The 25892-nt window shown below is 65.8% G+C and carries 28 protein-coding genes and 1 pseudogene; 13 read left to right on the forward strand and 16 right to left on the reverse strand.

Features of this window, described 5'->3' with window-relative positions; translation table 11 throughout:
• The first annotated feature begins 165 nt into the window (after positions 1–165).
• On the forward strand, positions 166–1185 hold the full coding sequence (locus tag AC1RCO_RS25810) for a branched-chain amino acid aminotransferase (protein WP_011060826.1): 1020 nt from the start codon (positions 166–168) through the stop codon (positions 1183–1185).
• 102 nt (positions 1186–1287) lie between these two features.
• On the opposite strand, the gene AC1RCO_RS25815 is transcribed toward AC1RCO_RS25810, so the two are convergent.
• Genes AC1RCO_RS25815 through AC1RCO_RS25825 form a run of 3 tightly spaced genes read right to left on the reverse strand, consistent with a single transcriptional unit; the run spans position 1288 to position 4109 of the window.
• Positions 1288–1986 carry a hypothetical protein gene (locus tag AC1RCO_RS25815; RefSeq protein WP_065363798.1) on the reverse strand — a complete coding sequence of 233 codons (699 nt, stop codon included), beginning with the start codon at positions 1984–1986 and terminating at the stop codon, positions 1288–1290.
• Between the two features lie 12 nt (positions 1987–1998).
• Positions 1999–2892, reverse strand: coding sequence for a TIGR03915 family putative DNA repair protein (locus tag AC1RCO_RS25820; RefSeq protein ID WP_492618168.1), 894 nt, complete (start codon positions 2890–2892; stop codon positions 1999–2001).
• Entirely contained in the window at positions 2889–4109 is a 1221-nt protein-coding gene (locus AC1RCO_RS25825; RefSeq protein WP_015635263.1) for a putative DNA modification/repair radical SAM protein, read from the reverse strand. The genes AC1RCO_RS25820 and AC1RCO_RS25825 overlap by 4 nt, the downstream gene beginning before the upstream one ends.
• Positions 4110–4287: 178 nt before the next feature.
• Here AC1RCO_RS25825 and AC1RCO_RS25830 point away from each other — a divergent pair, with 178 nt between their 5' ends.
• Entirely contained in the window at positions 4288–4938 is a 651-nt protein-coding gene (locus tag AC1RCO_RS25830; protein ID WP_492618169.1) for an SEL1-like repeat protein, read from the forward strand.
• A gap of 54 nt (positions 4939–4992) precedes the next feature.
• On the opposite strand, the gene AC1RCO_RS25835 is transcribed toward AC1RCO_RS25830, so the two are convergent.
• The gene (locus tag AC1RCO_RS25835; RefSeq protein ID WP_401019625.1) at positions 4993–5943 is read right to left on the reverse strand and encodes a DMT family transporter; all 951 of its coding nucleotides are present in this window, start codon (positions 5941–5943) and stop codon (positions 4993–4995) included.
• 111 nt (positions 5944–6054) lie between these two features.
• Here AC1RCO_RS25835 and AC1RCO_RS25840 point away from each other — a divergent pair, with 111 nt between their 5' ends.
• Positions 6055–6852 (forward strand): AraC family transcriptional regulator, encoded by a 798-nt coding sequence (locus AC1RCO_RS25840; RefSeq protein WP_015635259.1) that lies wholly within the window; start codon positions 6055–6057, stop codon positions 6850–6852.
• Positions 6853–6863: 11 nt separating this feature from the next.
• On the opposite strand, the gene AC1RCO_RS25845 is transcribed toward AC1RCO_RS25840, so the two are convergent.
• From AC1RCO_RS25845 to AC1RCO_RS25860, 4 genes are all read right to left on the reverse strand, one after another.
• Positions 6864–7661 (reverse strand): transglutaminase family protein, encoded by a 798-nt coding sequence (locus AC1RCO_RS25845; RefSeq protein ID WP_011060817.1) that lies wholly within the window; start codon positions 7659–7661, stop codon positions 6864–6866.
• Positions 7658–8608: an alpha-E domain-containing protein gene (locus tag AC1RCO_RS25850; RefSeq protein WP_011060816.1), complete on the reverse strand. Its 951-nt coding sequence runs from the start codon at positions 8606–8608 to the stop codon at positions 7658–7660. Before AC1RCO_RS25850 ends, AC1RCO_RS25845 begins: the two co-directional genes overlap by 4 nt.
• A 3-nt stretch (positions 8609–8611) precedes the next feature.
• The gene (locus tag AC1RCO_RS25855; RefSeq protein ID WP_011060815.1) at positions 8612–10021 is read right to left on the reverse strand and encodes a circularly permuted type 2 ATP-grasp protein; all 1410 of its coding nucleotides are present in this window, start codon (positions 10019–10021) and stop codon (positions 8612–8614) included.
• A 440-nt stretch (positions 10022–10461) separates the two neighbouring features.
• Positions 10462–10959 carry a P-loop nucleotide/nucleoside kinase family protein gene (locus AC1RCO_RS25860; protein WP_047336485.1) on the reverse strand — a complete coding sequence of 166 codons (498 nt, stop codon included), beginning with the start codon at positions 10957–10959 and terminating at the stop codon, positions 10462–10464.
• A 291-nt stretch (positions 10960–11250) separates the two neighbouring features.
• Between AC1RCO_RS25860 and AC1RCO_RS25865 the strand changes: the two genes are divergently transcribed.
• A complete protein-coding gene (locus tag AC1RCO_RS25865) occupies positions 11251–14853 on the forward strand; it encodes a transporter substrate-binding domain-containing protein (protein WP_492618170.1) in 3603 nt (1200 codons plus the stop codon).
• Between the two features lie 37 nt (positions 14854–14890).
• On the opposite strand, the gene AC1RCO_RS25870 is transcribed toward AC1RCO_RS25865, so the two are convergent.
• The gene (locus AC1RCO_RS25870) at positions 14891–15646 is read right to left on the reverse strand and encodes an ArsR/SmtB family transcription factor (RefSeq protein ID WP_072452299.1); all 756 of its coding nucleotides are present in this window, start codon (positions 15644–15646) and stop codon (positions 14891–14893) included.
• Positions 15647–15727: 81 nt separating this feature from the next.
• Here AC1RCO_RS25870 and AC1RCO_RS25875 point away from each other — a divergent pair, with 81 nt between their 5' ends.
• From AC1RCO_RS25875 to AC1RCO_RS25890, 4 genes are all read left to right on the forward strand, one after another.
• Positions 15728–16867, forward strand: coding sequence for a cytochrome P450 family protein (locus AC1RCO_RS25875; RefSeq protein WP_065363790.1), 1140 nt, complete (start codon positions 15728–15730; stop codon positions 16865–16867).
• Positions 16864–17211, forward strand: coding sequence for an antibiotic biosynthesis monooxygenase family protein (locus tag AC1RCO_RS25880; protein WP_047286049.1), 348 nt, complete (start codon positions 16864–16866; stop codon positions 17209–17211). Before AC1RCO_RS25875 ends, AC1RCO_RS25880 begins: the two co-directional genes overlap by 4 nt.
• Positions 17212–17305: 94 nt before the next feature.
• On the forward strand, positions 17306–17797 hold the full coding sequence (locus tag AC1RCO_RS25885) for a DUF1543 domain-containing protein (RefSeq protein WP_065363789.1): 492 nt from the start codon (positions 17306–17308) through the stop codon (positions 17795–17797).
• 152 nt (positions 17798–17949) lie between these two features.
• Positions 17950–18453, forward strand: coding sequence for a GNAT family N-acetyltransferase (locus AC1RCO_RS25890; RefSeq protein ID WP_019094386.1), 504 nt, complete (start codon positions 17950–17952; stop codon positions 18451–18453).
• Positions 18454–18466: 13 nt separating this feature from the next.
• Here the strand turns inward: AC1RCO_RS25890 and AC1RCO_RS25895 are convergent, their stop codons facing one another.
• On the reverse strand, positions 18467–19399 hold the full coding sequence (locus AC1RCO_RS25895; protein ID WP_065363788.1) for a LysR substrate-binding domain-containing protein: 933 nt from the start codon (positions 19397–19399) through the stop codon (positions 18467–18469).
• A gap of 119 nt (positions 19400–19518) precedes the next feature.
• On the opposite strand from AC1RCO_RS25895, the gene AC1RCO_RS25900 reads away from it, so the two are divergent.
• Complete coding sequence (locus tag AC1RCO_RS25900; protein ID WP_041752745.1) at positions 19519–20157, forward strand: LysE family translocator; 639 nt, start codon at positions 19519–19521, stop codon at positions 20155–20157.
• 11 nt (positions 20158–20168) lie between these two features.
• Here AC1RCO_RS25900 and dmeF read toward each other — a convergent pair whose 3' ends face one another.
• Positions 20169–21173: a CDF family Co(II)/Ni(II) efflux transporter DmeF gene (gene dmeF / locus AC1RCO_RS25905; protein WP_492618171.1), complete on the reverse strand. Its 1005-nt coding sequence runs from the start codon at positions 21171–21173 to the stop codon at positions 20169–20171.
• Positions 21174–21182: 9 nt separating this feature from the next.
• Positions 21183–21458 carry a metal/formaldehyde-sensitive transcriptional repressor gene (locus AC1RCO_RS25910; RefSeq protein ID WP_011060804.1) on the reverse strand — a complete coding sequence of 92 codons (276 nt, stop codon included), beginning with the start codon at positions 21456–21458 and terminating at the stop codon, positions 21183–21185.
• Between the two features lie 67 nt (positions 21459–21525).
• Between AC1RCO_RS25910 and AC1RCO_RS25915 the strand changes: the two are divergent.
• Positions 21526–21645: pseudogene (locus AC1RCO_RS25915) on the forward strand (sensor domain-containing diguanylate cyclase); the annotation flags it as partial.
• Between the two features lie 63 nt (positions 21646–21708).
• Here the strand turns inward: AC1RCO_RS25915 and AC1RCO_RS25920 are convergent.
• The 4 genes from AC1RCO_RS25920 to AC1RCO_RS25935 form a co-directional block, all read right to left on the reverse strand.
• On the reverse strand, positions 21709–22131 hold the full coding sequence (locus AC1RCO_RS25920; RefSeq protein ID WP_065363786.1) for an NUDIX hydrolase: 423 nt from the start codon (positions 22129–22131) through the stop codon (positions 21709–21711).
• Positions 22132–22153: 22 nt separating this feature from the next.
• On the reverse strand, positions 22154–22492 hold the full coding sequence (locus AC1RCO_RS25925) for an FKBP-type peptidyl-prolyl cis-trans isomerase (protein WP_011060802.1): 339 nt from the start codon (positions 22490–22492) through the stop codon (positions 22154–22156).
• A 76-nt stretch (positions 22493–22568) separates the two neighbouring features.
• Positions 22569–22961, reverse strand: coding sequence for an Imm10 family immunity protein (locus AC1RCO_RS25930; protein ID WP_015635243.1), 393 nt, complete (start codon positions 22959–22961; stop codon positions 22569–22571).
• Between the two features lie 23 nt (positions 22962–22984).
• Positions 22985–23416 carry a DUF4265 domain-containing protein gene (locus AC1RCO_RS25935; protein ID WP_019094391.1) on the reverse strand — a complete coding sequence of 144 codons (432 nt, stop codon included), beginning with the start codon at positions 23414–23416 and terminating at the stop codon, positions 22985–22987.
• 185 nt (positions 23417–23601) lie between these two features.
• Here AC1RCO_RS25935 and AC1RCO_RS25940 point away from each other — a divergent pair, with 185 nt between their 5' ends.
• From AC1RCO_RS25940 to AC1RCO_RS25950, 3 genes are read left to right on the forward strand one after another with little or no spacing between them, the layout of a single operon-like run.
• On the forward strand, positions 23602–24201 hold the full coding sequence (locus AC1RCO_RS25940; protein ID WP_072452305.1) for a LemA family protein: 600 nt from the start codon (positions 23602–23604) through the stop codon (positions 24199–24201).
• 24 nt (positions 24202–24225) lie between these two features.
• A complete protein-coding gene (locus AC1RCO_RS25945; RefSeq protein WP_492618172.1) occupies positions 24226–25236 on the forward strand; it encodes a M48 family metallopeptidase in 1011 nt (336 codons plus the stop codon).
• 9 nt (positions 25237–25245) lie between these two features.
• Positions 25246–25770, forward strand: a complete 525-nt coding sequence (locus AC1RCO_RS25950) for a hypothetical protein (RefSeq protein WP_492618173.1) — start codon at positions 25246–25248, stop codon at positions 25768–25770.
• Positions 25771–25892: the final 122 nt, after the last annotated feature.

A 25892-nucleotide genomic window follows, 5' to 3' on the forward strand; every position in this document is an offset into this window, starting at 1 on the left:
TGGGGCTGTTAGGGGGGAAGCTTCATAAGCAGGCTAAGTTTTTTTGCGCCCCCTCCCATCGTCCGGGATGCGGCACGCCCCCGGAATGCAGTATTGTTGTGCCCATCCAAAAAAACGTCAGAAGCCTTGAGCCGTTCCGACGGTTGTTAAGCGATAGAGGGTGTCATGGGTAACGAAAGCATCAATTGGGACAAGCTGGGTTTTGACTACATCAAGACAGACAAGCGCTATCTGTCGCACTGGCGTAACGGCGAGTGGGACGCAGGCACCCTGACTGAAGACAATGTGCTGCACATCAGCGAGGGCTCCACCGCCCTGCACTATGGCCAGCAATGTTTCGAAGGCCTCAAGGCCTACCGCTGCAAGGACGGTTCGATCAACCTGTTCCGTCCGGACCAGAACGCCGCACGCATGCAGCGCAGCTGCGCCCGCCTGCTGATGCCGCAGGTCTCCACCGAACAGTTCATCGAAGCCTGCAAGGCCGTGGTCAAGGCCAACGAACGCTTCATCCCGCCCTACGGCACCGGCGGCGCGCTGTACCTGCGCCCGTTCGTGATCGGCGTCGGCGACAACATCGGCGTGCGCACCGCGCCGGAGTTCATCTTCTCGATCTTCGCCATCCCGGTCGGCGCCTACTTCAAGGGCGGCCTGACCCCGCACAACTTCCTGATCTCCAGCTACGACCGCGCGGCGCCTCAGGGCACCGGCGCGGCCAAGGTCGGTGGCAACTACGCCGCCAGCCTGATGCCCGGCGCCCAGGCCAAGAAGGCCAGCTTCGCCGACTGCATCTACCTCGACCCGCTGACCCACAGCAAGATCGAGGAAGTGGGTTCGGCCAACTTCTTCGGCATCACCCATGACGACAAATTCGTCACCCCCAACTCGCCATCGGTACTGCCGGGCATCACCCGCCTGTCGCTGATCGAGCTGGCCAAGACCCGCCTGGGCCTGGAAGTGGTCGAAGGCGACGTGTTCATCGACAAGCTGGCGGACTTCAAGGAAGCCGGTGCCTGCGGTACTGCCGCGGTGATCACGCCGATCGGCGGCATCGAGTACCAGAACAAGCTGCACGTGTTCTACAGCGAAAAAGAAGTCGGCCCGATCACCCAGAAGCTCTACAAAGAGCTGACCGGTGTGCAGACCGGCGACGTCGAAGCGCCAGCGGGCTGGATCGTCAAGGTCTGATTCCCCCCCCCCCTGCTTCAGCCGAGCCCGCCCCTGGTTGCCAGGGGCGGGCTTTTTCATGCCTGGAGCCTGCAGGATGCCAGCCGAAGGCGGGGCTCCCCCTCAGAGGCTGATACCGAACAACATCAGCACCTGTTGCGTTCCATCCACCACCAGCAGCGCGGCCTGGGATGCCATCAAGGTGTAGAAAAAGCTCGCGATCAACACGCAGAGCTCGAACCAGACGAACATCGGCCAGTTGCTGGCGCGCAGCGGCCGCTCCTGCATGAGCTGCCTCACGCCGTTGCGTGGCAGGTGATAGACGATCTCGAACACCTTGGTCTCGCGAAAATTCTTGAACACTGCATACATCACGGCAAAGCCGGTGACAGCCGCCATCCACCAGAAACCGACCAGTTCCACCCCGCTCTGCCCCTGGGACTGGAGGCTGGCGCTCTGTTGAAAAAAATGCATGCCCACCGCTGAAACCAAAGGCATCACGACCCCGAAGTAGACCACCAGCCCCAGGCTGGCCATGGCCACACCGCTGGCAAACACACTGATGCGGATCACCCAGGCGAGAAACCCGGGGGAAAACTTCGAATAGGCCCTCTGGGTCTCGATCACCAGCAAGGGGATCAGCATGGTCAGCACTCCAACCGCGATGTCCACGACCTTGAACCCGGTCTTGGGCAGCAGCAGCGCCGCCAGGAAGGTCACGCCGCGGCTGCCCACCCGCCACATCATCTTCGCGTCGTCAGTCACTCCCTTCGACCAGAATTCCTCGGTAATGCCCTTGCCGTCATCCACGCCGTCATCCATTGGCTGCCTGCCTCATTGTTCAAAGCCGCCCATTGTCAGGGAAGGCCCTGGGGCCTGCCCAGCGCTATCGCCGCGCGGCTGGCCGATCCGCTTGCCTGGCCGTGCTGCCACCTGGCTGGCCTGCCCGTCGCGCTGCTTGCCGTGGCGAGCCTGGTTGATCAGTGCCGGAATCAGCGGCCCCTCCGGCAGGTGCTTCCAGAAGCGCACCGGCAAATGCCCCTGCATCACCCGGGGGTTGAGCCGCGCCGGGTTGAAGATATGGCTGTAGTAGGCCAGCCACAGCTCGCCCCCGGGGTCTTCACCGGCCTGGGCCAGTTGCCGCCAGGCGCTGGGGCAGCGCCTGTGGTGGTGCAGTTGCGTACCGTCGAAATACACCCCGTCCCGGGGCGTGGCGATCATCCAGCGGTGGCGCCCCATGCGCCCGATGAAATGCCGGCTGGCCTGGGCCAGGATGTCGTGGGCCGGCTCGTGCCAGGCCACGTATTCAGGCTGCTCGGCCAGCTGTGAGCGGCCCGCGGGCAAGCTGACGAAGCGCACGAAGGCATGCAGGTGATGGGCCTCGCGGTCGACTTGCTTGATTCGCCGCTGCAACTCGCTGCCCAGTTGATCGCCGCTGAGCATGGCCGTGCGGTCGCCATGGCTGACCCGCCACAGCACCTCGTACAACAGGCTCCAGCGCTGCTCGCCGCGATAGCAGGCGGCCCGTTCCAGCAGCTCCAGCAGGGCCAGGGGAATCCGCGCACGAAACGGACCGGGCTGCTCAGGGCAAGCCTCATCGCTGGCGAACAGATCGGCCTCCTGCGTCCCGGACCAACTGACCCGGCTCGGGTCGATGGAATGGCTGAGCAGCCAGCGCGCCTGCTGGCGCCAGGTGTCGAACAGGTCGTCACAGTCCAGGCTGATCATCCCCAAAGCCCCATCTGCTGCGGTTGCGGGCGTTCCCGCAGTTGCTGGTAGAGCAGCGCGCTGCTGGTCTCCGCCTGCTGCGGGTGATAGTCGCTGGTGATAAAGAACGGCCTGGCCTTGCTCAGCACACAGCGCATGCGCGCCAGGTCCTCGTAGCGGATACGCCGCTCGCGGCGCAGTTCCACCAGGCGCTGGGTAGTGCGCAGGCCGATCCCCGGAATGCGCGAGATCAGCGCCGGTTCGGCACGGTTCAGGTCCAGGGGAAACACGCTGCGGTTGTCCAGGGCCCAGGCCAGCTTGGGGTCCATGTCCAGGGCCAGGTGCCCCGGCCCCTGGAACAGTTCGTTGGCGCTGAAGCCATAGCCGCGCAGCAGGAAGTCGGCCTGGTACAGGCGGTGCTCGCGCATCAGCGGTGGCGCGGCCAGGGGTACGCTTTTCGGGCTGTTGGGAATCGGGCTGAAGGCCGAGTAATAGACCCGGCGCAGGCGGAAGTTGCCGTACAGCGCCTCGGCGCTGTGGAGGATGGTGCTGTCGTCGGTGTCATCGGCGCCGACGATCATCTGGGTGCTCTGCCCGGCCGGGGCGAAGCGCGGCGCCCGGGGCTCGTTGAGCACCGTCTGCTCGCCGGTATAGATGGTGCCCATGGCCTGCTTGATCGAACCCAGGTGCTTTTCCGGGGCCAGGGCCTTGAGGCCCTGGTCGGTGGGCAGCTCGACGTTGACGCTGAGGCGGTCGGCGTAGCGCCCGGCCTGCTCGATCAGCAACGGGTCGGCGTCGGGGATGGTCTTGAGGTGGATGTAGCCACGGAACTCGTGCTCTTCGCGCAGCAGCCTGGCCACCTGCACCAGTTGCTCCATGGTGTAGTCCGCCGAGCGGATGATCCCCGAGCTGAGGAACAGCCCGCTGACGCAATTGCGCCGGTAGAAATCCAGGGTCAGGCGCACGACTTCCTCGGGGCTGAAGCGTGCCCGGGGTACGTCGCTGGAACGGCGATTGACGCAGTACTGGCAGTCGTAGAGGCAGAAATTGGTCAGCAGCACCTTGAGCAGCGAAACGCAGCGCCCGTCCGGCGTATAGCTGTGACAGATGCCCATGCCATTGCTCGAACCCAGCCCGCTCTTGCCTTCGGAACTGCGCTTGGGCGCGCCGCTGCTGGCGCAGGAAGCGTCGTACTTGGCGGCGTCGGCGAGGATGCTCAGCTTGTCGATCAGTTGCATGGCTAGGCCCATATACTGTTTTTATATACAGTACAGAGTAAAACCCCGGGACCACAAGAGAGCTGCCGGGGGGAAATTGAAAAAAAACGTCTCGCCACCCCGTCGGCAGCCTGGAGCTATTGGCGAAAATCCTTAAGATACCCTCCGCGCCCACGCCCCCTGGAAAGGACTCTGCCCCATGCATCGCCTCTACCGTTTCTGCCTGTTCGGCATGGCCTTGCTGTCGAGCATTGCCGCCAGCGCCGCGCCCACCGACCAGGAACTGATCGCTGCCCTGTACGCCAAAGTCCAGGCCCGGCAGGACTGGCAGGCCCAGGCCAGGCAATGCCCCGGCGACAACATGCCGGCCAGGGCCGCGATACGGGCCACGCAGGCCAACCGCTGCGAAATCCCGGAGCAGCTGGGGGCCTGCCTGCAGCGCTGCGAGGCCGGCGACGGCAACGATTGCTACTGGCTGGCAACCACCCTGCAACAGGCCAAAGGGCCGGCCGAAGGCTATGAACCGCTGTACCAGCGCGCTTGCAGCCTGGGCCTGGTCTCCGGCTGCACCAACCGCGCCGCCGGCATGCTCACGGCCGACGCCGACAGCCAGGGCACCCGGCACTGTGCAGTGCAGACCTTCAACAAGGCCTGTGAGCTGGATGACCCCTGGGCCTGCACCATGTACGGCTTCCACCTGAGCCGGGGCATAGGCGTGGCGCCCGACGCCGATCTGGCGCTGAAGGTGCTGGATAAATCCTGCAAGCACGGCCCCGCCGACCCTGCCTGCAGCGGTGCCCGCCAGTTGCAGGAAGACATTCGCAACGCCCTTGAGGCGGCGAAACGCTGAATCGTCCCGGGAACGGTCTCGCTGGCAGGAGCCGACTTGCCAGCGCCCGGGCGTTCAAGAACCGCGCGGCGCCACCGGGCTTTCGCGATTGCGCTTGAAACGCTGGCGCAGCCACTCGTAGCCGCTGACCATGACAATCCCCGCCAGCACCAGCAACGCGCCGAAAATGAAGTTCGGCTCCAGCGGCTCATGCAGCAGCCAGACCCCGAAACCTATGCCGAACAGCGGGGTCATGAACGACAGCACGCCCAACCGCGAGGCCGGGTAGCGGCGCAGCAGGGTGAACCAGATCAGGAAGCTGGCGAACGACACCACCAACACCTGAAAGCCCAGGCTGGCGACCACCAACGGAGTGAAATGGATGCTGGTCTGATCGGTCAGCAGCGCCGCCAGCCCGAGCCAGACAAAGGCCCCCAGCAGTTGATACTGCAGGGTCCGGGTGGTGGGGCTGGAGGCTAGCCGCGAACAACGCACCACCACGGTGGTCGCGCCCCAGGCGACCCCGCCCAGCACCCCGAGAAAATCCCCCAGCAGCACATGGCTGCCACCGCCGTGCCCGGCCGCGGCGGGGCCGCTAAAGGCCACGACTATGCCACCAAAGGCCACGCCGATACCCAGCCACTGCGCGGGTTTCAACCGCTCGGCCGGCATCAGCCAGTGCAGCCCCAGGGCGGCGAAGATCGGCGCGGTATAGAGAAAGATCGCCATGTGCGAGGCCGTGGTGTAGCGCAGCCCTTCACCCACCAGCAGAAACTCCAGGGCGAACAGCCCGCCCACCAGCAGGCCCGGGCGCCAATGGCCGTCGCCCAGCCCCAGGCGCTCGCCGCGCCAGCACATCAGCAGGCCCACCAGCAGCGCCGCGCCGCCGGAGCGCAGGGCAATCTGCAGCACCGGGGCGATGTCCGACGCAGTGGCCTTGAGCGCCACCTGCTGCAGGCCCCAGATCGCGCACAGGCCGACCATCAGGCTGCAGGCGGTGGCATCCAGGGGTTGGCGAGTGGCCATGGCAGATCCTTCATCGAGAAAAAGTGATGAAGGATTGTCCGCCTGACAGTTTTCCTAGATATAGTTTTAATCCGCCAGCCCATAGCACTTATCCGCCAACCGGTGCCCGCCGTGAACAAAGCCGCGCAACAGTTGCACCTGCCGCCTTTCAGCGAAGCCCTGCCGGCGCCGATCTTCTTTCGCGCGGCCAACCTGCCGGCCCACGCCACCTACCCGCGCCACCGCCATCCGTGGGGCGAGTTCGTCTATGCCTACAGCGGGGTGATGGAAATCGAGCTGGGCGACCACCATTACCTGGCGCCGCCGCAGTACGGCATCTGGCTGCCGCCGAATGTCGAGCACATGGGCTTCAACCGCCACGAAGCCTGCCACTGCTCGCTGTACCTGGCGCCCGAGCTGTGCGCCGCCCTGCCCGCCCGGCACTGCGCCCTGAGCCTCAGCCCGCTGGTCCTGGCGCTCCTGGACGACCTGCGCCAGGCGCCACCGGGCCTGCCCCAGAGCGACGAGCAACAGCGCCTGCTGCAGGTGCTGGTGGACAAGCTGGGGCATGCCTCCTGCGCCGGCAGCTACCTGCCCTCTTCCGACGACCCGCTGCTGGGCCCGGTGCTGCGCACCCTCAAGGCCAACCCAGGCGACCCGCGCTCGCTGCCGCAACTGGCCCATGCCGCCAACACCAGCGAACGCACGCTGATGCGGCGCAGCCAGCGCGAGCTGGGCATGTCACTGGTGGAATGGCGCCAGCGCCTGAAGGTGGTGCAGGCCCTGGCCCTGCTGGAACAGGGACGGACCGTGGAAAGCATCGGCCTGGACCTGGGCTACAGCAGCGCCTCGGCCTTTATCAGCATGTTCCGGCGGATGATGGGCACCACCCCGGATGAATACCGCCGCCAAGCCATGGGCCGCGACTGAGCCCGGCGCGCCTATTGATGCTGGACCTGCATCATGGAACTGACCTGCACCTGCGCGTGCATCTGCTCCGCCCCGCCACCGCGACGCATGCCGCGTACCGGGCAGGCGTCCAGATAATCCAGGCCCACCGCCAGTTTCAGGTGGCGCTCGGGGCGGTCCAGGCGGTTGGTCACGTCGAAGCTGTACCAGCCGTCATCCAGCCAGGCTTCGGCCCAGGCATGGCTGGCCAGGTGGCTCTGGTCCTCGGTGCACAGGTAGCCGGACACGTAGCGCGCCGGTATGCCCAGGCTGCGGGCGCAGGCCAGGAACGCATGGGTGTGGTCCTGGCAGACGCCGGCGCCGCCGGCAAAGGCTTGCGCGCCGGTGCTGCCGACCCCGGTGGCGCCAGGGCTGTAGGGCATGTGCTCGGCCAAGGCCTGCATCAGCTCGATCAGCGCGGCGCGATCGCGGCGCTCGCCACAATGCTGTCGGGCAAAGTCGCTCAGGGCCGGGTCGGCCTTGCTCAAGTGGCTGCTGCGCAGGAACGGCAGCGGCGACTGGCTGTCGCCCTCCACTTCGCGCAGCGGGTCGATCTGCACTTCGCCGAAGGCGCTGAGGACGATCGCGCCGTGGGGCTCGTCCAGGGTCATGACGTGGAGGATGTTGCCGTAGGGATCGCGCTGGGCACGCACCCGCCGCGGCAGCTCCAGGTGCCATTGGAGGATCTGCTGGCGCAGGCTGTTCTGGGGCGTCAGGCGCAGGAACTGGATGCTGGTGCAGACTTCATCGGTGTAGCTGTAGGTCGTGTCGTGACGAATGGACAGTTTCATACCACCTCCAGATAGGACTCGTGCACGGTTTGCCCCAGGTGGCGGATCTGAGCGATGCAGTCGGTCAGCCACTGGTGCAGCCCGGAGTCGAGAATCTCGTTGATCCCGGTGTAGCGCAGCCGCGCATTCAGCTCGGCGGCCAGGCGCTGTGCCGGGCGGCCGTTGTCCCCCGGCAGGGCGGCGAGGATCTGGTCCAGCTCCTCGACGCAGGCGTGCAGCGAGCGCGGCACATCGGCGCGCAGCAGCAGCATTTCGGACACCTGCTCGGCCCCCGGGGCGTTGCGGTAGATCTCGTTGAACGCCTCGAAGGAGGACAAGGCGCGAAGCAAGGCGCTCCACTGGTAGTAGCCGCGGGCCGAGTCGTCGCTGACCTCTTCGGACTCCTCGCCGAACATTTCATAGCGCGCATCCAGCAGGCGCAGGGTGTTGTCGGCGCGTTCGATAAAGGTCCCCAGGCGGATGAAGCGATAGGCATCGTTGCGCATGATGGTGCCGGCGGTAGCGCCGCGGAACAGGTGCGAACGCTCCTTGACCCACTCGCAGAACTGGCTGATGCCATAGCGCCCCAGGCCGTTGCGGGCGATGTTGCGCATCTCCAGCCAGGTGGCGTTGATGTTTTCCCACATGTCGGCGGTGATCCGCCCGCGCACCGCGTGGGCATTGCTGCGTGCCGCGCGCAGGCAGCAATAGATGCTGCCCGGGTTGCTCTCGTCGAGGGCGAAGAAATGCAGCATGCGCTCGCTGTTGAGTTCGCCGTGGCGCTGGTGGTAATCGTCCAGGGTGCCGGCGGCCAGCAGCGACATGGCCAGTTCGGCCTGGCCGTCGCCGCGCCCGGCCTGGGGCATCAGCGACAGCGAATAACTGACTTCGAGCATGCGTGCCAGGTTCTCGGCACGCTCCAGGTAGCGGGACATCCAGTACAGATCGGCTGCGGTTCTTGAAAGCATGGTTCAGTCCTCCACCACCCAGGTGTCTTTGGTGCCGCCGCCCTGGGACGAGTTGACCACCAGCGAGCCCTCGCGCAACGCAACCCGGGTCAGGCCGCCGGGCACCAGGCGGGTTTCCCGGCCCGAAAGTACGAACGGCCGCAGGTCGATATGCCGCGGCGCGATGCCGCTTTCGACAAAGGTCGGGCAGGTGGACAGCGACAGGGTCGGCTGGGCGATATAGGCCTCGGGCCGGGCCTTGATCCGCACGCGGAATTCCTCGATCTGCGCCGCCGTGGCCGCCGGCCCCACCAGCATGCCGTAGCCGCCGGAACCCTGGGTTTCCTTGACCACCAACTGCGCCAGGTTGGCCAGCACGTGGGACAGTTCGGCGGGCTTGCGGCACTGCCAGGTGGGCACGTTCTTGAGGATCGGTTCCTCGCTCAGATAGAAGCGGATCATCTCGTCCACATAGGGGTAGATCGACTTGTCGTCGGCCACCCCGGTGCCCACGGCATTGGCCAGCACCACGTTGCCGCAGCGGTAGGCGGCGATCAGCCCGGGCACCCCGAGCATGGAATCGGGGTTGAACGACAGCGGGTCCAGGTAGGCGTCATCCAGGCGTCGGTAGATCACGTCCACCGCCTGGGCACCGGCGGTGGTGCGCATGTACACCCGGTCGTCACGCACGAACAGGTCGGCGCCTTCCACCAGTTCCACGCCCATCTCCCGGGCCAGGAACGCATGTTCGAAATAGGCACTGTTGAAGCGCCCCGGGGTCAGCACCACCACGGTCGGGTTGTCCAGGGGGCTGGAGCTTTTCAGGGTGTCCAGCAGCAGGTTCGGGTAATGGTCGATGGGCGCGATGCGCTGGGCGGCGAACAGTTCGGGGAACAGGCGCATCATCATCTTGCGGTCTTCGAGCATGTAGCTGACACCGCTGGGGGTGCGCAGGTTGTCTTCGAGCACGTAGTAGCTGCCGTCGCCGTCGCGCACCAGGTCGACCCCGGCGATATGGGCATAGATGCCGCGGTGCAGGTCCAGGCCCTGCATCGCCACCTGGTAGCCCTCGTTGGCCAGCACCTGTTCGGCGGGGATGATGCCTTCCTTGAGAATCCGCTGGCCGTGATAGAGGTCGGCGAGGAACAGGTTCAGCGCCTGCACCCGCTGGATGCAGCCGCGCTCCACGGTGCGCCATTCGCTGGCCTTGATGCTGCGGGGAATGATGTCGAAGGGAATCAGGCGCTCGGTGCCCTGCTCGTCGCCGTACAGGGTGAAGGTGATACCGGCGCGGTGGAACAGCAGGTCGGCTTCGCGCCGGCGCTGGTCCAAAAGTTCCAGAGGAGTGTCCGCCAGCCAGCGGGCAAACCCCTGGTAGTGAGGCCGGCAGACGCCATCGGCAGCATACATTTCATCAAAGAAAGCGCGGGACATAGCCAACTCCTTGCCGTGACGTGAACGGCTTTTTATTTGAACCCTGTGTGTGCGTGACCCGGCTTCGAGCGTGAGGGGCCCAGCCCCCCTGAAAGAGTGATAGCAATCGCTATGCCGCAAATGCACGGTGCGTCGCCCCGGAGGTGGCCCGTGGCAAAAATGACCGCTTAGCGACAAATAGATTCAAAAAAGAGACACAAAGAAAGCTTGAGAACATCCAGCAGCAAAGCCCCAGCAACGTAGCCGGCGCCGCTCGCGGCCCTGCGCGAACAGAATCGGTGCACAAAGCCCCCGCGCTGCATGTTTTGCCCCGTTATCGGGAGTTTTCCGGCCAATGCCGCCCCACAGCGCGGCCTTGAGGCGCCATCGCGGGGCCCTGAGCACTGACCATCAGCGCACCATCAAGGTTCAAAGACTTGGCGCCGCTGCCCCCGGCAACCTCAGGCGCCCGGCAGGCACGCCAGAATCAGGGCCAGCGCCTGCTGCGGTGAGAGCTGCGCGGTGTCCAGGCGCAGCGGCGAGCTCGCCCAGGGCTGATAGTCATGCTCGAGCACCGATTGCCAGCTGGGCGGGCGCAGGCCCGGCACGTCCAACTGGCGGGTCTCGACCCGGCGCCGATGCTCCGCAAGATCGGAGCACACCACCTCGATCTCCAGCAGCCTCACCCCCTGTCTGCTGGCCAGGGCCTGCCAGGCCTGGCGGCTTTCCTGCACCGGATTGACACAGTCGGCCAGTACCCGGTTGCCCAGGGCCAGGTTGGCCTCGGCCAGTTGCAGGGCAATCTGGTAGCCGGCCTTGCCCACCTGCGCCAGGCCGGCGTCACGCAGGCCCTGTTCGATGCTGTCGATGCGCAGGTAGGTGGCCGCCAGGTGTGGCGCCAGGGTACGGGCGATGGTGGTCTTGCCGGTGCCCGGCAAGCCGCTGAAAACGATGAGCATGCAAGGCCCTGCCAACGTTGAAGGACGCACAGCTTTACCACTATTGCCGCACGCGTCCAGCCCCGGGCTTGAGGACGGGCTGCCACTAGCCCTGATCCAGGGACGCCCGACCACCGCCCGGCAGCGCACTTGCCCAAGCCTCGGCAACCCAGGAAAATGGGCCGCTTTTCTGCGCCCTCCCGTGATCTACACTAACGTCCAGCATTGACGGTAGGCCCTTGTATAGCGGGCCACACAGCCTGCCACTCCTTCTCGACTCACCCGTGTGCCGTAATTCGTTCAGGAGCCCCGATGCCTCGCTTCATCCTGCCCATGCTGATGTGGCTGACATGCCTCCCGGCGATGGCCGACCCCGCGCCCTCCTTGCAACTGCTCAACTATGAATCTCCCCACCACCAGCCACTGCCATTGAGCGGCGACGATTGGCAATGGCTGCGCCACAAGCGTGAGCTGGTTCTGGGCACCTCGCAGCAAAACCTGCCACCGCTGGAAATGGTCAACGAAGCCAAGGAATACGAAGGCATCACCGCCGACTATGCCGGCCTGCTGGGCGATGCCCTGGGCGTGAAGATCAGCGTTCGCGCCTATGACACCCGCGAGCAGGTGTTCAGCGCCCTGGCCAAGGGCGAGATCGACTTCATGGGCAGCGTCACCCAGGGCGAGGCCGAGCGACGTCAACTGTTGCGCAGCCAGATCTATCTGGCCAATCGCCCGACACTGGTCGCTCGCCTGGGGGATTCACCGTCGCTGAAAAACGGTTTGCAGGGGTACCGGCTGGCCATCTCCCTGGACAGTATCAGCCTGCCCGTGGCCCAGGCCATGTACCCCAAGGCCCGGATCGAAAGCTACGCCAGTGCCGATGCGGCCATGGCCGCGGTAGCCTTCGGTGATGCCGACATGCTGCTTGGCGACGCGGTGCTGGCGCAGTTTCTGATCTCGCGCAACTACAGCGACTACCTGCGGATCATCTACAGCGGCCCGGCCAGCAGCAGCGGCTTCACCTTTGCGGTGGCCCCGGACAACCAACGCTTGCAGCATCTGCTCGACAACGCGTTGCAAGCGGTCCACAAGGAACAGGGCACCAGCATCCGCAATCGCTGGGGCGACCGCCTGCTGCTGAGCATGGAGAAGACCAGCCTGACGGTCGAGGAACAGCGCTGGATCGAAAAAAACCCGGTGGTGCGCATTGGCATTCACCGCTACCTGCCGCCAATGTCCTACTTCGACGCCAACGGCAATTACCTGGGCATTACCGCCGACCTGCTGACCATGCTGGAGGCCAAGACCGGGCTGAGCTTCGACATCACGGCGCTGCCCAGCTTCAAGGACCTCAACGAGGCCGTGCGCAACGGCCAGGTGCAGATGGTTGCCGACCGGGTGCGCACCCCAGAGCGCGAAACCTACCTGCAATTCACCCGGCCCTATCTGGTCGGGCCCTACATGCTGGTCACCAGCGACGCCGCGGATGCGCCGAAAAGCCTCGAAGACATGGCCGGCAAGACCCTGCTGATCGGCAGCGGCCATGCCCTGGTATCGCAGCTGCACCAGCGCTATCCACAGATCCGCGTCAAAGAGGTGCAGACCAACTTCGAAGCCCTGTCGCTGCTGCGCGACCACAAGGCAGACGGCACGGTGCAGGCGGAAATCGCCGTCAGCTTCAACCTGCCGCGCATCAAGGAGGACCAGCTCAAGGTCAGGCCAGCCCTCGACCTGCCGTTGCTCAATGAATCCTTTGCCGTGCGCCGTGACCAGCTGGAGTTGTTCAGCATCATCGACAAGTCCCTGCGCAGCATCTCGCCCGACGCCATTACCGAGCTCAACAATCGCTGGCGCTCCAAGGCCGCCGTCGCCCCGCCCTCCTGGCGCGACTACCGCACCACCCTCTACCTGGCCGGGGCCGGTTCGATACTCCTGTTACTGATCTCCCTGGCCTGGGGCTACGCCATGCGACGCCAGGTTCGCCAGCGCGAAAAGGCCGAACACGCCCTCAACGATCAGTTGCGCTTCATGGACGCCCTGATCAACGGCACGCCCAACCCGATCTACGTGCGCGACCTGAAGCGGCGCCTGGTGATCTGCAACGACAGCTACCTGAAGAGCATGGGCACCGATCGCCAGAGCATGCTGGGGACCGATCTCGAACAATTGGCGGTGCCCGAAGCCGAGCAGTTCTCCAAGGACTTCCAAAGCATCTTCGACGGCGGCCCGCCCTTGCTGATCGACCGTACGGTGCATATCCGCGGCCAGGAGATGCGGATCTACCACTGGATGCTGCCCTATCGAAATGCCGAGGGCGAAATCCAGGGCATCATCGGCGGCTGGCTGGACATCAGCGAACGCCAGCAACTGCTGCAAGAGCTGACCCAGGCCAAGGATGAGGCAGACAAGGCCAACCGGGCCAAGACCACCTTCCTGGCCACCATGAGCCATGAGATCCGCACGCCCATGAGCGCGGTGCTGGGCATGCTCGAACTGGCGCTCAAGCGCGCCGATCAGGGCCAGTTCGACCGGCCCTCGATCGAGGTGGCCTACAGTTCGGCGCAAACCCTGCTGGAACTGATCGGCGATATCCTCGACATCGCCCGGATCGAGAGCGGCCACCTGAGCCTGAGCCCGGAGCGGGCCAACCTGCGGGGGCTGGTGGAGCCGGTGTTCCGGGTCTTCGACGGCCTGGCCCGGCAAAAGGGCCTGCGCCTGGAATTGGAGCTGGACAGCCACGCCGCTGACGACGTGCTGGTGGATCCACTGCGTTTCAAGCAGATCCTCTCCAACCTGATCAGCAATGCCATCAAGTTCACCCAGCAAGGCGGTGTACAGGTGCGCCTGGCAACCGGGCCCAGCGAACCGGAGTACCTAGCGTTGCTGCTGACGGTCAAGGACAGCGGTATCGGCATCGCCGCCGACGATCTGCAACAGCTGTTCAAGCCTTTCAGCCAGGTGCTCGGGCAGCATCAGGATGCCCGTTCCGGCACTGGCCTGGGGCTGGTGATCTGCCGCACCCTGTGCGAAATGATGGGCGGCACCCTGACCCTGCACAGCCAGCCCGGGCTGGGCACCGAGGTGCGGGTGCAACTGCGCCTGAGCCGCCTACCCGCCCTGCCGCAGGCCCCCACCGTGCTCCCGCCTGCCGCGCCAGCGGTCGCCGCGCGGCAGGCGCTGCATATCCTGGTGGTGGATGACAGCCAGGCCAACCGGCAGTTGCTCTGCGAGCAGTTGAAGTACCTCGGCTACTCGTTGAGCCAGGCGAGCAATGGCGCCGAGGCGTTCAAGATCTGGCGAGAGGAGCCCTTCGACCTGGTCATCACCGACTGCAACATGCCGGTCATGAGCGGCTATCAACTGGCCCGGCATATTCGTGCGAGCGAACGCGAACAGCAGAGCGCGCCCGTGCACATCCTCGGCTTTACCGCCAATGTCCAGCCCGAAGAGGAACAGCGCTGCCGCGATGCCGGAATGAACGGCTGCCTGTTCAAGCCCATCGCCCTGCCCGACCTCGATCTGCGCCTGCGCTCCCTGGCCGCCCTGCCCCGCGTGCAATCGCAGGCCCCCCGCGAGCGCTACGACATCCAGCAACTCGACTACCTCACCAATGGCAACCCCAAGGTCATCCAGCGAGTACTGCGCGGCTTGCACCAGAGCAACCAGAAAGACCTCATGGACATCCGCGAGCAGCTGGCCAGCGAGACCCACCAGGGGGTTGCCGACCTGGCCCACCGGATTCGCGGCGCGGCGCAAATCATCAAGGCACAGGTGCTGATCCAGCAATGCGAATACCTGGAGCGAGCCTGCCTGCAGGGGGCCGCCAGCACCGAGATCAAGGCCGCACTGGCTCGCCTGGAGCAGGCCATGCTGGAGCTCGATCGCGACCTGCTCGATGCCCTGCAGCCCGAATGATGCACGGCCCGGGCTCTCGAACTGGAGCTTGCAGGCTTCAGCCGCCGAGGCGTTGCAATTCAATGACGGCCGAGGACGACAGCGGCCGGGCCGGCTGGATCAGGGCCATGCCAAAACGCTTGCTGATGTAGCGTCCGCCGGTGCCGGTCAGACTCAGGGCGCGGCTGTCCAGGTCCCGGATCAGCCATTTGCGCTCCAGCAAGGCCTGCAACAGCGCCGCCCCCAGGGCGCCCCCCAGGTGCGGACGGCGCATGCTCCAATCCAGGCACGGGCAGGCAAAGCGTCGACGCAAGGCCTTGAGCCCGGCCACCTCGATCCCCAGGCTGCGGAAAAACTCTTCGCCGCTGTCGCTGACCCGGTAGGCCTCACCCTCCTCGGCCGCCAGCAGCCAGCCGGCCTCGAACATCCGGTCGTGCAACTGCACCCCCAGCGTGCCCGCCAGGTGGTCGTAGCAGGTACGAGCGAACTGCAGGCGGTCCGGGGTGCGCGGGGTGAAGCTGGGTGCGCGGCCCTGGCCGATCACCATCAGCGCCTCCAGGGCCTGGGCCACCAGCGGGTCGCCGAGGCAGTAGTAACGGTGCCGGCCCTGGACCTGCACCCGCAATAGCCCCGCCTCCTTGAGCTTGGCCAGATGGGCGCTGGCGGTAGAGGTGCTGACCTCGGCAATCGCCGCCAGCTCGGTGCTGGTGCGTGCGTGGCCGTCCATCAGCGCACAGAGCATGCGGGTGCGCGCCGGCTCGGCGATGGCCGCCGCCACTTGGGATACCCCTATGTCGTTCTGCACTACATTCATATTTCGCTCCCTGACGAATCGTGTCTTCGAAAGGGTCAGGATAGTAGCAGCCTGGATATCTGCAGAACAAAGAGATAAATCATGGACGCGATCAGCGCTGCTACTCACTCAGACCCGTACTTCTACTACACCCGCCTCCGCGCCCGGGGCGGCCTGACCTACGATTGCGCCCTCAGGCTATGGGTCGCCAGCAGCGCCGCGGCGGTGGCAGCGGTGCTCGACCACCCGGCCTGCCAGGTGCGCCCCAGTACCGAGCCGGTACCCCAGGCAATTGCCGGAAGGCCGGCCGGGCAGCTGTTCGGCCGCCTGATGCGAATGAACGATGGCCCGCGCCAGCGTTGCCCGCGTGCGGCCATCGAGCCGGCCTTGCAGGGTCTCTGTACCGCCGGGTTGGAGGCCCATCTGGCCAGGTGGCAACCGGCCCTCGTGGCTCCGGCCTGCGCCGCCGACCTGCAACACTGGCAGTTCGTACTGCCGGTGGCGTTGCTGGCCAGCCTGCTTGGCGTCCCCGCCGAACAGTGCGAAACACTCGCCCGGCGCACAGGGGAATTCGTCGCCTGCTTCTCGCCCCTGAGCGATCAGCCCCGATTGCAGGCCGCCGACCGGGCAGCACTGGAGCTGGACGCGCAGATGCAGGCCCTGGTGCAGGCCCCGCAACACAGCCCGCTGCTGCGGCAGATTCTCGACCGCAGTGGTGAGCTTGCTCCAGCGGACCTGCGGGCCAATCTGGCGGGCCTGCTGGCGCAGACCCATGACGCCTGCGCCGGCCTGGTCGGCAACAGCCTGGTCGCCCTGCTGGCTGCACCGGCCATGCAGCAGCGCCTGCGCCAGGAACCGGGCCTGCTGGGCGACTGGCTGCTGGAGCGCCAGCGCCTGGACCCGCCGGTGCAGAACACCCGGCGCTTCGTCACCGCGCCCTGCACCGTGCACGGCGTGGAACTGCAAGCCGGCGAAACCATTCTGGTGCTGCTGGCCGCGGCCAACCAGGACCCGGCGCTAGCCGCCATTACCGGCAGCAACCCGGCGCATCAGGGCTTCAGCTTCGGCGCCGGAGCCCACCGCTGCCCTGGCCGGGAGCTGGCCCTGGGCATAGTCCAATGCCTGTTGCGCGCCCTGTTGCAGGGCCCCGGCCTGGATGCACTGGCCCTGGACTGGCAGTACCTGGCCTCGGTCAACGGGCGTATTCCGCTGTTCAGCGACCGCGGGGAGGCCGAACAATGATCGCGGTGATCTTCGAAGTACTGCCAGCTTCGGGCCAGCGCGACGCCTACCTGGAGCTGGCGGCCGGGCTGAAAAACCAGCTGGGGGAGATCGACGGTTTCATCTCCATCGAACGTTTCCAGAGCCTGGCCCAGCCGGAAAAACTGCTGTCCCTGTCGTTCTGGCGTGACGAGCAGGCCGTGGCCCAGTGGCGCAACCTGGAATGCCACCGCCAGGCGCAGGCCCGGGGCCGCGGTGAGGTATTTGCCGACTACCGGCTGCGGGTGGCGACGGTGCTGCGCGACTATGGACTGCAAGAGCGTTGCCAGGCCCCTGCGGACAGCCGCCGGTTGCATGGCCGCTGAAACCGTCGGCCTTGGCCCGGCGCCCGGCTTGAGGTAAAACGTGCGCCCGCGGTGGCGGCACGCGCCACCACCTAGCCCGGAACAAGGAGCCTGCATGCTGTTTGTGGTGATGCTGGGGGGCAAGCACCCCAGAGCGAAAATCGAAGTCCATGATGTGCAGTTCGTGGTCGCCGACAGCCTTGAAGCGGCCTACCCGCAACTGCGCGAAGGCTGGTTCGGCAGCCAGGCGGGGCTGCACATCGACTCATGGATGCGGGTGGACGGTATCGACGACTACAGGCTCGAACTCAGCGCCCTGGCCCCGGCGGCGGATGCGCCGCGCCTGTACTTCATCAACCTGGGCGGCTATGAAGCAGCGACCTTCGGCGAAGCCCACCGTTACCTGCTGGTGGTGGCCCGGGACAAGGCGCAGGCCAAGGCCAAAGGCAAGCAGCAGATGCTTGCCCACTGGCACAAATCCCACACCGATGCCCTGCTGGACGTCGACGACTGCCTGCCCATCGACCTGGCGGACGGCCGCTACGTGCACCTGGTGAAGGGCCCTCACCAGGGCATCGTGCAGCACAACGACTACATCATCCTGTAGCCGCCGGCTGGCCGGCGAAGGCGGTCTTGCGGGCCCTTTCGCTGGCAAGCCAGCTCCTACAGGGGCGGTGTGATCCTGTGGCAACCGGCTGGCAGGCCAGTGAAGCGCGCGCAGGCCGGCTATGCTGGCGTTTTTCTTCAGGGAGCAGAGCCATGCCGCTATGTTTGCGCAACGCACAGCAAGCCGACACCCAGCGCCTGAGCCAGATCGCCCGCCAGACCTTTGCCCTCGCCTGCCCGCCGGACACCCCGGCAACGGAGATCGAGGCCTTTATCCAGGAAAACCTGCTGCCCGAACATTTCAGCGCACTGCTGGAAGCCCCCGGCAAACAGTTGCGGGTGCTGCTCGATGACAACCGGGTCATCGGCTACAGCCTGGTCAACCTGCACCCGCAGGACCTCGGGGTGGCCGGTGCCGACGGCATCGCCGAGCTGACCCGTTGCTACCTGGATGCCGCCCACCATGGCAGTGGCGCCGCCCAGTTCCTGCTGGCACAGACCCTGGCACAACAGCCCGGCCCCCTGCGCCTGACCGTCAACGAACACAATGCCCGGGCGATCCGTTTCTACCAGCGCAACGGCTTTGTGAGGGTCGGCGAAACCCTGTTCCCCTGCGGCGCCGACCTGCACCGCGACTGGGTCATGCTGCGCCGTTGAAGCGGCCCCGCCATCAGCCCGCGCCAGGCGTCAGGTCAGCCAGTTCAAGGTCATCGATGGATACCACTTGCTCCAGCAGAAAGGCGCGCAGGCCGTCGATCTGTTCCCGGCGCGGGCTGTCCAGCAGCCACACCAGGTAATAGCCGTCCCCCGAGGCCAGCGCACGGGGAAACGGCAGGCTGACCAGGCCCTGGCGGATGTCCTCGGCCACCAGGTACAGGTCGGCGATGGACAGCCCGTGGCCACGCATGGCCGCGCAGATCGCCTGGTCCAGGGTGTCGAAGACGTTGCCCCGGTCCAGCCGTACCTGCCCCAGCAGGCCCTGGGCCTGCAGCCAGCGCCGCCAGTCGCGGCGGTCCGCCGAAGGGTGGATCAGTGGCGCCTCCCTGAGCCGTTCCAGGGTCCAGGGCGGCGCATCCACAGCCTCCGGAGGGCCGATGGGAATCAGCCACTCATCGAACAGCTTGCAGGCCTCGACCCCGGCGCCGAACTGCCCGTTGCCCAGCAGAATCGCGCAGTCATAGGGCTCGGCATGAAAATCCACATGATCGAAATCCATCCACACGCTGGCCAGTTGCACCGCCAGCGACGGCTGCTGGTGCTTGAGCTGGTCCAGGGCCCGCAGCAGCCAACGCATGGTCAGTGTCGAAGGGGCCTTGAGGCGTAATTGGCCACTGCCGCTGCGCAGCGGCAGACAGGCGTCCTCGATGATCCGGAACCCGGCCTTGAGCTCCCGGGCCAGGCGCTGCCCGACGTCAGTGAGTACCAACCTGGGGCCGTGGCGCTCGAACAGGCGGCAGCCGAACTGGCTTTCCAGGGTGCGGATATGCCGGCTGATGGCGCTTTGGGTCAGGGACAGCTCCTCTGCGGCCCGGGTGAAGGAGCTGGAACGGGCCGCCACTTCAAAGGCGCGCAAGGCATAGAGCGGCGGCAGGGACTCGACCATCGGCAAGCACTCAGCATGATTAAAAATCATAGTAGGTCACAGCTTTTTGCGTTTTTCAACGCAGGCTCAAGCCTTCAGGCTAGGGCCTTTGCCAATGATCGAGGAGTTGCCGGGTGGATGTGAACATGTCGTTATTGCTGGCCTATACCCTGAGCGTGCTGATGCTGGTGGCGACCCCGGGGCCGGTGGTGGCGCTGATCGTCAGCACCAGCATGAACGCCGGACCGCGCCAGGCGCTGCTGACCGCCCTGGGCACCAACGCGGCGTCGTTGCTGCTGGCCCTGCTGGCGGTGCTGATGCTCTCCGGCGGGCTGGCCCTGGACCCACGGCTGATCCACTGGATCAGCGTGCTGGGCTGCTGCTTCATTGCCTGGCTGGCCGTGCAGGGGTTGCGCGAGGCGGCCGCCCAACCCGCTGCGCAAGCACCGGCCAAGCCCCTGGCCGGACGCGGCAGGGGCCTGGCCACCGGCTTTGTGGTGGGCATCGGCAACCCCAAGGACATCATCTTCTTTGTCTCGTTCTTCCCCCAGTTCATCCAGGTCGGCCGTACCTTCGAACACAGCGCCCTGCTGCTGACCCTGGTCTGGGTACTGATCGACCTGGCGGTGCTGGGGGCCTATATCCTGGTGGCACGCCAGGGCTTTTCGCTGAAGTACAAGCGCCTGGTGACGGGGGTGTCGAGCCTGGTGCTGCTGGCAGTGGCCGTGGTGGGGCTGGCCTATTCGCTGCTGGAACTGTACCGCCCGGGCGCCACCTGAGGCGCCCGGCTTCAGACGCTGCGCAATTCCAGGGTCAGGTGCGACAGCCCGGGCAGCGCGGCCAGGCGCGCACGCACGGTCTCGGCACTGAGCGAGGCCCGGGCCACCACACTGACAATCGCCGCCCGGGCCCCGGGGCCCACCTGCCACACGTGCAGGTCGACGATACTGGCATCCCCCGGCCCTTCCACCGATGCGCGGATTTGCCCGGCCACCTGCTCATCGCTGGCATCGAGCAGCACCGCGGCGCTGGACTTGATCAGGGCATAGGACCAGCGGGCAATCACCAGCGCGCCGACAATGCCCATCGCCGGGTCGAGCCAGACCCAACCCAGGTAGCGCCCGGCCAGCAGCGCGGCAATGGCCAGCACCGACGTCAGGGCATCGGCCAAAACATGCACATAGGCCGAACGCAGGTTGTTGTCGCCCCCGGCCCGGTGCGACTGGTGATGCTCGTGATGCTCGTGATGCTCGTGATGCTCGTGATGCTCGTGATGCTCGTGATGCTCGTGATCATGAGAGTGGCCGTGGGAACGGCCATGGCCATGATGGTCGTGCCCCCCGCCCAGCAGCCAGGCGCTGAGAATGTTCACCAGCAACCCCGCCACGGCGATCAGCGTGGCTTCGCCAAAGGCTACGCGAGTGGGCTGGAACAGCCGCACCAGGGATTCGCCGGCAATGCCCAGCGCCACCAGGCCGAGAATGATGGCCGAGGCAAAGCCCGCCAGGTCGCCGACCTTGCCGGTGCCGAAACTGAAACGCCGGTTGCCGGCATTGCGCCGGGCAAAACCGTAGGCCGCCGCCGCGATGCCCAGGGCCCCGGCGTGGGTGGCCATGTGCAGCCCATCAGCCAGCAGGGCCATGGAACCGGTGAGGTAACCGGCGACGATCTCCCCCGCCATCATCACCACCGTCAACAGCACCACCCACAGCGTGCGGCGGGCGTTGTCGTCGTGATCAGCACCGAGAAACTGATGATCGTGGGCCAGGTGTGCAGCCTGCTGAGACAGGTTCATGAGCGGCTCCTACTTGGAATAACGGCGGATGGCTTCAAGCAGTTCATCCACGCCCCGGGCCCGCTCGGCATCGCTGAGCTCGGGGTTGGCCACGTGCTCCAGGGCATGGGCTTCGATGATCTCGCCCATCAGGCCGCTGATGGCGCCCCGAGTGGCGGCCACCAGGTGCAGGGTCTTGCCGCAGTCGGCCCCGCTTTCCAGGGCTCGCTCCACAGCCTGGACCTGGCCGAGAATGCGCCGGACCCGCTTGAGCAACTCATCTTTCTGCGCGTGAGTGTGCGACATACCTATACCCCCTATACCTATATAGAGCGCATCTTGCTCCCCTGCCCTCGACAACGCAAGCCGGCCCGACGATGCCGAACGGTTCAAGCGCAGCCAGTATTTTGCGCGGATCGACACCTGGGACTGGGAGGTCGATACCCAGCGCCTGTACTGGTCGGAGGCGATCTACGGCATGCTCGGCTTCCAGGCGATGTACGAGGCCCGGCGCAGCGGCAACAACCACTACCGTCTCGGACAATAAACCGCTTGCCTAGGCCTCGGCGCCTTCGCCCAGCAGGCGTTGGCGCAGGAATCCCAGGGCGCCCTGGAACAGCGGGTGCCATTGCTCCGACGGCAGGCTGGCCAGGGGCTGCCAGAAAAACTCGAACCGATGGCCGCCGTCATCCGCGGCGAAATGGCTCCAGCTTTCCGGCAACGGCGCTGGCACCCGGCATTCATGGAAGGCCCACACCTGGCCGCAGAAACCCGAATGCCAGAGCCCCAGGAAACCGCTTTCCCCGGCCTGGACACCGGCCTCTTCCGCCAGCTCGCGAACGGCTGCAGTAGCCGTGGACTCCCCCGCCTCCACCGTGCCCTTGACCAGTTGCAGGCCGGCCAGCGGATGGCGGAAAGCCAGGATCTCCAGCTCGGTGGAATGGCGCAGCACCACCGGGCAGGCTTTATTGGCACGCATCGGCCCCTCGCTCCTCAAGCCTTCAATCGTCCCGGGTCAGCACTTCCAGCAACTCGATCTCGAAGATCAGGTTGGAATTGGGCGGGATGGCGCCCATGGAACGCTCGCCATAACCCAGGTGCGCCGGCACCAGCAGCTTGCGCTTGCCACCCACCTGCATGCCCATCAGGCCCTGGTCCCAGCCCTTGATCACCCGGCCGGTACCGATCACGCACTGGAACGGCTTGCCACGATCATAGGAGGAGTCGAAGCTGCTGCCGTCCTCCAGAAAGCCCCGGTACTGGGTGGTGATCAAGGCGCCCTTGACCACAGCCTTGCCGTCGCCCGGCTGGATATCGATGACCTGCAATTCGTCGCTCATGGTTCACTCCCGTTCAAGCATTGCCCCGTCACGGGACTGCGGCGCGCTTTTTCGCAGAATTGCCCCGGCTTGGCAATCACTGTGGCGCCACCTCGATCAGGGTATCGGTATCGAGAAAGATCGCCCCCAGCGCCATCGCGACCTCCTCGACGCTGGCGAGCCCCGGCTTCCAGCTGATCTCAAGGCTGGGCAAGCCCCGGCACCAGGCCTGGGAATCGCCAAAATGCAGGGTCAGGCGGCCCGGGGCCAGCAGCACCTGGCGGATGCCGCCATAGCCGGACACTGCCTGGCCGCCCAGTTCCACATGGTAAGTGTCCATGCCCAACTGCCGGTCCTGCTCGTCAAAGCATTCGGCGCGCTGCAACAGCAGGTAGTGCCCGGGCTGCTGCCCGTCGTCGGCAAAGCCCAGGATCTGCACCTCGTCTTCAGTGCAGGCACTGTAGCCAGTGGCATGAAATTTCAAACTCATCGCTCCTTGCTCCTTATTCGCGGTCACTGGCGCAACAGCCCGCTTTCATAATCCAGCCAATCCTGCTCAAAGCACTCCTGCAGGTACTCCAGCACGCTGTCCAGCGACACCGAGGCAGGCACATTGACAGCAAGGAACGCCTTGCTCATGCCCTCCCAGCTGCAGCCCAGGGCGTTGATCCGCGCCAGCACCTCGGGGGTCCGGGCCCTGCCGGCGTCAAAGAACACCAGGCGCAACGTGCTGTTGCCACTGCTGCGCCCGACCCGCCTGAACCACTTCAGGCCATCGGCCTCCACCTGGACTTCGACGTCGTCCTCGTAACAGGCATCCTGGGAGTAGAACGGAAGGTTGGCGATACGGTACAGGCCATCGGGCTGGCGTTCGGCCCAGACCCCTTCGCTGGCCACCGGCGGATAGTCGTCCACCACCGTCAACCTGAGCATGATCTTGTCCATCACCTGTCCCTGGTTCATTGAATAAAAGGCGGCGGAGCCCTTCGGTCCCCGCGCAAGCCGAGCGCTTTTTCGCAGAATTGCCGACCCTTGGCAATCATTGACGGGTCGCCGGCGAAGGTGTGTCACCGAACAGGAAGATTCCGTTACCATTGCCGCCCCCACGCCTCACTCGATAAGGACATCCCATGGCCACCGCCGATATCGTCGCCCTGGTGCTGCTCGCCGCTCTGGCGCTGTACCTGGTCAGCCTCTACAACCGCCTGACCACCCGGCGTACCCGTCTGCGCAATGCCTTCGCCCAGATCGAGGTGCAACTCAAGCGCCGCTACGACCTGATCCCCAACCTGCTGGAAACCGTCAAGGGCTACCTGCAGCACGAGCGCCAGACCCTGACCGCCCTGGCCGAGGCCCGCAACAGTGCCCGGGATAGCCTGCAAGCCGCCGCCGCGCAACCCGGCGACAGCGCACGCATCGCCCGCCTGGGCCAGGACCAGGGTGCCCTGGACCAGGTCCTCGACCGCCTGCACCTGAGCCTGGAGGCCTACCCGGAACTCAAGGCCTCGCAGAACATGGCGCAACTCAGCGAAGAACTGACCAGCACCGAGAACAAGGTCGCCTACGCACGCCAGGCCTTCAACGATGCAGTGACCGACTACAACCTGTGCAAGCAGCGGGTGCCGGCACTGTTTTTCGCCGGGCTGTTCGGCCACCGGGCCGATGCCGCCCTGCTGCAATTTGCCGACAGCGCGCGCATTCAAGACGCCAGCAAAGTCTCCTTCCAGTAACTGCACCTGCCCCCGGAAACCTGCATGAAGTTCTTTCAACACCAGGCCCGAGCCCGGCGCCACACCCTCAAGCTGGTGCTGTTGATGACCCTGGCGGTAGCCACCCTGGTCAGCCTCAGCAGCCTGGGGCTGGGCCTTGCATGGCGCGAGCTGAGCCAGGAATACAAGCAGCCCAAGGTCTTGAGCTGGACCGCAGTGGCCGTGGTGGCGCTGCTGATGCTGCTGGTGGTGCTGCTGGGCAGTTGGTACAAGAGCTGGCGCCTGCGGGCCGGCGGCAAGGTGATCGCCGAGCATCTGGGCGGGCGCCTGATCAACGACTCTCCACGAGGCAGCGAGGAACAGCGACTGCTCAATATCGTCGAGGAAATGGCCCTGGCCTCGGGCGCCACCATGCCTGCGGTGTATGTGCTGCCGGAAGACGGGATCAACGCCTTCGCCGCCGGACTGACACCGCAGCAGGCGGTGCTCGGCATCACCCGCGGAGCCCTCACCCATCTGGACCGCGACGAATTGCAGGGCATGGTGGCCCACGAGTTCAGCCACATTCACAACGGCGACATGCGCCTCAACACCCGCCTGCTGGCCGTGATCCACGGCCTGCTGGTGTTCAGCCTGGCGGGCATCGCGGTGCTGCGCCAGGCTGAAAAGCAGCACCTGGGCAGCGACCGCCACCGCTTTTTCTGGCAGATCATCTTCGCCGTGCTGGGCCTGGCCCTGCTGGTCTTCGGTTCCCTGGGCAGCCTGCTGGGCAACCTGATCAAGGCCGCCATCTGCCGTCAGCGCGAGTTTCTCGCCGATGCCTCGGCGGTGCAGTTCACCCGCAACCCCCAGGGCATTGCCGGCGCCCTGAAAAAGATCGGCGGCAGCAGCGCCGGTTCGCGCCTGCGCGCCTTCGCCGCCGCGCAGTACAGCCACCTGTATTTTCACCAGGGGGTGAAACTGCGCCTGGGCCGCCTGATGGCCACCCACCCACCGCTGGCTGCGCGCATCCAGCGCCTGGACCCGCAGTGGGATGGGCGCTTTGCCCCCCTGTAGGAATCCCACGTGCCTGACGATCCACGCCTGAATCCCGCCGCACAACCCGAGCACCTCCAGGCCGCCGCCAGTCTGCTGGGCCGGCGCCTGCAGGCACTGACCCACGCCCAGTATCTGTACAACGGGCAGGTGCTGACCGATGGCTGTGGCGCCCTGCAACTGGATGGCCAGGACGGCAGCCAGGTCAGCCTGTTCCTGCTCGCTGACGGGGAAAGCGTCGGCGCCGCACAAAGGCCCATGCGCCTGCCTGAGGGCTTTGAACTCGAGGCCGGCGTGCGCTGTGCGTGGGAGGCCCGCGACCTCTTTCCCAGGCTGGCGGCCAGCCACCTGCAGGGCGCATTGATCGTCCGGGTGCAGGGGCTGTTCGACAACTGGCCAGAACTGGGACGCACCTTTCTCTGCGGTTTCCGGATCGACTTCGACAGCGGCGACTTTGTGGTTTTCTACAACCAGGGCGATGACGCCACTGCCCTGCTCAACCAATTGCCATCTGACACCCAGGGGGCCCACAGCCTTTGGCGCGACCTGCTCTGAAGGACCGCAAACCCGGCCACGGCCTTTGTCCTGCATTCATTTTTTTGCGCCGATCATCGCGGCGATCAACCGCCGCTGAAAGCGTCACCGATGGCTGTCTATCATCAGCCATGGAACCTTCC

Source organism: Pseudomonas sp. GW823-FHT03E05, from assembly GCF_058796855.1.

What these genes read in the sequence shown, in the direction of transcription:
- AC1RCO_RS25835 (WP_401019625.1), bottom strand. Translation starts at nt 5,943, where the DNA reads ATGGCCACTCGCCAACCCCTGGATGCCACCGCCTGCAGCCTGATGGTC.
- AC1RCO_RS25870 (WP_072452299.1), bottom strand. Translation starts at nt 15,646, where the DNA reads ATGAATGTAGTGCAGAACGACATAGGGGTATCCCAAGTGGCGGCGGCC.
- AC1RCO_RS25940 (WP_072452305.1), top strand. Translation starts at nt 23,602, where the DNA reads ATGGCCACCGCCGATATCGTCGCCCTGGTGCTGCTCGCCGCTCTGGCG.
- AC1RCO_RS25830 (WP_492618169.1), top strand. Translation starts at nt 4,288, where the DNA reads ATGCATCGCCTCTACCGTTTCTGCCTGTTCGGCATGGCCTTGCTGTCG.
- AC1RCO_RS25850 (WP_011060816.1), bottom strand. Translation starts at nt 8,608, where the DNA reads ATGCTTTCAAGAACCGCAGCCGATCTGTACTGGATGTCCCGCTACCTG.
- AC1RCO_RS25880 (WP_047286049.1), top strand. Translation starts at nt 16,864, where the DNA reads ATGATCGCGGTGATCTTCGAAGTACTGCCAGCTTCGGGCCAGCGCGAC.
- AC1RCO_RS25860 (WP_047336485.1), bottom strand. Translation starts at nt 10,959, where the DNA reads ATGCTCATCGTTTTCAGCGGCTTGCCGGGCACCGGCAAGACCACCATC.
- AC1RCO_RS25845 (WP_011060817.1), bottom strand. Translation starts at nt 7,661, where the DNA reads ATGAAACTGTCCATTCGTCACGACACGACCTACAGCTACACCGATGAA.
- AC1RCO_RS25895 (WP_065363788.1), bottom strand. Translation starts at nt 19,399, where the DNA reads ATGGTCGAGTCCCTGCCGCCGCTCTATGCCTTGCGCGCCTTTGAAGTG.
- AC1RCO_RS25910 (WP_011060804.1), bottom strand. Translation starts at nt 21,458, where the DNA reads ATGTCGCACACTCACGCGCAGAAAGATGAGTTGCTCAAGCGGGTCCGG.
- AC1RCO_RS25890 (WP_019094386.1), top strand. Translation starts at nt 17,950, where the DNA reads ATGCCGCTATGTTTGCGCAACGCACAGCAAGCCGACACCCAGCGCCTG.
- AC1RCO_RS25810 (WP_011060826.1), top strand. Translation starts at nt 166, where the DNA reads ATGGGTAACGAAAGCATCAATTGGGACAAGCTGGGTTTTGACTACATC.
- AC1RCO_RS25825 (WP_015635263.1), bottom strand. Translation starts at nt 4,109, where the DNA reads ATGCAACTGATCGACAAGCTGAGCATCCTCGCCGACGCCGCCAAGTAC.
- dmeF (WP_492618171.1), bottom strand. Translation starts at nt 21,173, where the DNA reads ATGAACCTGTCTCAGCAGGCTGCACACCTGGCCCACGATCATCAGTTT.
- AC1RCO_RS25930 (WP_015635243.1), bottom strand. Translation starts at nt 22,961, where the DNA reads ATGAGTTTGAAATTTCATGCCACTGGCTACAGTGCCTGCACTGAAGAC.
- AC1RCO_RS25815 (WP_065363798.1), bottom strand. Translation starts at nt 1,986, where the DNA reads ATGGATGACGGCGTGGATGACGGCAAGGGCATTACCGAGGAATTCTGG.
- AC1RCO_RS25920 (WP_065363786.1), bottom strand. Translation starts at nt 22,131, where the DNA reads ATGCGTGCCAATAAAGCCTGCCCGGTGGTGCTGCGCCATTCCACCGAG.
- AC1RCO_RS25855 (WP_011060815.1), bottom strand. Translation starts at nt 10,021, where the DNA reads ATGTCCCGCGCTTTCTTTGATGAAATGTATGCTGCCGATGGCGTCTGC.
- AC1RCO_RS25820 (WP_492618168.1), bottom strand. Translation starts at nt 2,892, where the DNA reads ATGATCAGCCTGGACTGTGACGACCTGTTCGACACCTGGCGCCAGCAG.
- AC1RCO_RS25875 (WP_065363790.1), top strand. Translation starts at nt 15,728, where the DNA reads ATGGACGCGATCAGCGCTGCTACTCACTCAGACCCGTACTTCTACTAC.
- AC1RCO_RS25885 (WP_065363789.1), top strand. Translation starts at nt 17,306, where the DNA reads ATGCTGTTTGTGGTGATGCTGGGGGGCAAGCACCCCAGAGCGAAAATC.
- AC1RCO_RS25935 (WP_019094391.1), bottom strand. Translation starts at nt 23,416, where the DNA reads ATGGACAAGATCATGCTCAGGTTGACGGTGGTGGACGACTATCCGCCG.
- AC1RCO_RS25925 (WP_011060802.1), bottom strand. Translation starts at nt 22,492, where the DNA reads ATGAGCGACGAATTGCAGGTCATCGATATCCAGCCGGGCGACGGCAAG.
- AC1RCO_RS25865 (WP_492618170.1), top strand. Translation starts at nt 11,251, where the DNA reads ATGCCTCGCTTCATCCTGCCCATGCTGATGTGGCTGACATGCCTCCCG.
- AC1RCO_RS25945 (WP_492618172.1), top strand. Translation starts at nt 24,226, where the DNA reads ATGAAGTTCTTTCAACACCAGGCCCGAGCCCGGCGCCACACCCTCAAG.